The organism is Stenotrophomonas sp. 2YAF22 (genome assembly GCF_052114665.1).
In the GTDB taxonomy this organism is placed as follows: domain Bacteria; phylum Pseudomonadota; class Gammaproteobacteria; order Xanthomonadales; family Xanthomonadaceae; genus Stenotrophomonas; species Stenotrophomonas indicatrix.
In genome coordinates, this window is the sequence record NZ_JBFRFE010000923.1 from 1 (window position 1) to 1063 (window position 1063).

2 protein-coding genes are annotated in these 1063 nt (G+C 65.1%); both read left to right on the top strand.

Annotated features, from left to right (window positions below; translation table 11 throughout):
• Positions 1-456, top strand: a 456-nt coding sequence (locus tag AB4Y84_RS22295) for a fimbrial protein (RefSeq protein WP_442251010.1), incomplete at its 5' end; no start/stop codon positions are given.
• Between the two features lie 64 nt (positions 457-520).
• Positions 521-1063, top strand: a 543-nt coding sequence (locus AB4Y84_RS22300; protein WP_442251011.1) for a fimbrial biogenesis chaperone, incomplete at its 3' end; no start/stop codon positions are given.

Consider the following 1063-nt stretch of genomic DNA (forward strand, 5'->3'; position numbering starts at 1 on the left):
GACCTGACCTGCACGATCTCGGGCGGTGCAGGCGCCATCGGCACCACCAACATCACCGTGCCGATGGACCCGGTCCAGGCCAACCAGCTGGCAGCTGCCGGTGATATCGCGGGCCTGCATCCGTTCCAGCTGGTCATCGGCGGCCCGGGCCAGGGTACCTGCCAGAACGGCAAGATCGCCGAGCTGTACTTCGACCCGACCGCGGGCCAGGTGGACGCGGGCAACGGCAACCTGCGCAACCAGGAAGCCAATGCGCCGGCCGTCAACACGCAGATCCAGGTGCTGTACAAGAACGCCGTGGTCGACCTGCGCGATCCGTCCTTCAAGACCGATCCGGTAACCATCGCCAACAACACCGCCGTGATCGACATGGCCAGCCAGTACGTCGCCGTCAATGGCGCTGCTGCGCCCGGCTTCGTGCAGTCGTACGTCAACTACAAGGTTGTCTACAACTGATGCCGCGCGGGGCCGTCGGCGCACGCCGGCGGCCCTGTGGCCGGCCTCATCCATGAGGTGATCCATGCTTTCCTTCAACCGCATGCTCTGTGCTGGCGTCCTCGCCATCGGCACATTGTTCGCCCAGGCTGCCGACGCATCGGTGGTGATTGGTGGCACCCGCGTGGTCTATCCCGCGCAGGACAAGGAAGTCACGCTCAAATTCATGAACGAAGGCGAGCGCGCCACGCTGGTCCAGGTATGGCTGGATGATGGTGACGAACAGTCCACGCCGGACAGCGCCAAAGCGCCGTTCGCGGTCGCGCCACCGGTGTTCCGCCTGGACCCGAATAAGCAGCAGACTGCTCGCATCCTGTTCACCGGCGCCACGCTGCCAGCCGATCGTGAAACGCTGTACTGGTTGAACATGCTCGAGATCCCACCGAAGACGGGCGGCAGCACGGCCAACATCCTTCAGTTCGCCTTCCGTACCCGCATCAAGGTCTTCTACCGCCCGCCAAACCTGGCTGGCGAGCCGGTGCTGGCGCACCAGAAGGTCCGTTGGTCGCTGCACTCCGCGTCCGGTGGACTGGTGCTGCGGGCGGACAACCCGACGCCCTACCACGTC